Below are 1,884 nucleotides of genomic sequence, written 5' to 3'. Positions count from 1 at the left end.
CCTCCGGCCAGGCCAGCGCGGAGTACATGAACGAGCGCATGCGCGGGCTCAACAACAATATCGAACTGGCCCTCGCGGCCTACAACGGGGGCGAGGGACGGGCTGCGCGCGTGTTCCGCGAGAACGGCGGCCTGGGCTTCTGGGACGATGTGGTCTACAGCCAGTTCCCCGGCGAGACGCGCGACTACGTGCCGATGGTGATCGCGGCGGCATGGCTGTTCCTGCACCCGCGCCAGTACGGACTGGAGTTTCCGAAGGTCACGGCGCAGCCGGCGACGCTGAAGCTGGCGCGCGACGCATCCATCTATGAGCTGACCATCTGTCTGGGCAATGGCGGCACGCGCGAGGGCTACATGCGCACGCTGCGCAACCTCAACCCGCGCTACCAGCCAGAGGCATGGATCCCCGCCGGCACCACGCTCAAGGCCAACGCGCGCATCTCGGGCCTGTACACACGCCACTGCATCAGTGGCCCCCGCGCGGAACTGGCGCGCACGCTGGTGAGCGCCGATCCCGCGGCCGCCATCCGCCGCGCCTCGCGGACCGGCAATGTCGCCGTCGGCGATGTGACCCCCGTGGCCGGCGTGCCGACCACCGTCGCCTCCGGCGAGCCGCAACCAGCCGAACCGAAGGCGAAGCAGGCGCGGGATTACCGCGTCGCGAAGGGCGACACGCTGGGGCGCATCTCGCAGCGGTTCCAGTGCGATCTGAAGAAGCTCGCGCAGGCCAACAGGTTGAAGGCGCCGGCGTACGCCGTGCGGCCGGGGCAGGAGCTCAAGCTGGAAGGCTGCAGGAAGTGATGCGCATTGTGTGAGGGGAGGTGCGTTCCTTGCCTGTGCTAGCGATATCGGGGATTCGCTGCCTGCGGATGGTCCAGTGTCGAGAAGCTTTCTGTGATCTGTCAGCGCACTGATGTAAACATCTGTACGTAAACGGATGAATGGGGCGCGAGAACAGTCAGGCGTCCTACTGGGATGAAAAAATGTGCGCGTGCGCGCATTCGTATCGCTGAAGCGAGAGTACATATGCACCGCTGACTCGTCAGCGTATCCATCACAAGGAGGTAGTCATGTCGATCAAGACGTTGTTACTTTCATCCGCGTGTGCGGCTGCTTTGGTGCTTGGATTCTCGTTCACGTCGAAAGCCGACGATCCGTGCACTGACTGTTGGCTCGCCTGCGACCAGGCATACACGGCCTGTATGCAAGGGGGGCAGTACACCCCTGCCCAGTGCAGAACCAGCCTCAATACCTGCAGGTTCGTAAACTGCGGAAATTGCGATCCCCCCTGACCAGAAGCATTTCACCGCGGGGGCTAGCTCCCGCGGTGTTGGGAGACGCCAGTGAACATGAAACGGATGCTTCCGGTTGCAGTGGTGGCGATATCGCTTCTGATCGGAATCGGGGCGGGGCGAGCGTACAACGCCCACAAGCTTGCCAAGTCGAGCGCGCTCGTCATCACGCACGGGGAGTATTCCCTCTATCTTGCACGTCCGGAGCAAGTCGCTTTTTATTCCCTCGCGTCATGCGGCGGTTGCAAAAAGACGAGACAGTTGTTGCGTGAACTTGGCGTGGATTACGTGGAACGTCCTGCTGACAATCTGCTGCTGCATCGTCAGGAGTTGCATCGGCTGGATGCAGAGCGGGTTCCCGTCATCGTGACAGCGAACTCAAAGTTGGAGGGTTATGATCGCGACAAAATCATCTCGCTCTTGCGAACGCAGGGGTACATCCTGTCCGCTGAGCATTGATGCACTGGTCGCCCCTGCAGTGATCGCGTCGGCAACCGAGTCATTCTGCGAGCGTCGATCCCTGCTGAACCGGCCATACTGCTTTCAATTTCGGTGCGAGCGTCGGCACGATGACGGTCAATCCACCATGGAAG

Annotated in this window: 2 protein-coding genes; both read left to right on the top strand. The window is 62.1% G+C overall.

Annotated elements, in window-relative coordinates; genetic code table 11:
* Positions 1-800 (top strand): LysM peptidoglycan-binding domain-containing protein (locus AC04L7_RS17810; protein WP_475513582.1); only part of this gene is annotated, 800 nt, incomplete at its 5' end.
* Positions 801-1,348: 548 nt separating this feature from the next.
* Complete coding sequence (locus AC04L7_RS17805) at positions 1,349-1,750, top strand: glutaredoxin family protein (protein ID WP_435999290.1); 402 nt, start codon at positions 1,349-1,351, stop codon at positions 1,748-1,750.
* Positions 1,751-1,884 lie beyond the last annotated feature (134 nt).

The sequence above is a fragment of the Pseudoxanthomonas sp. LjRoot204_2 genome (assembly GCF_056175765.1).
This window is presented reverse-complemented; position numbering and strand designations above follow the sequence as displayed.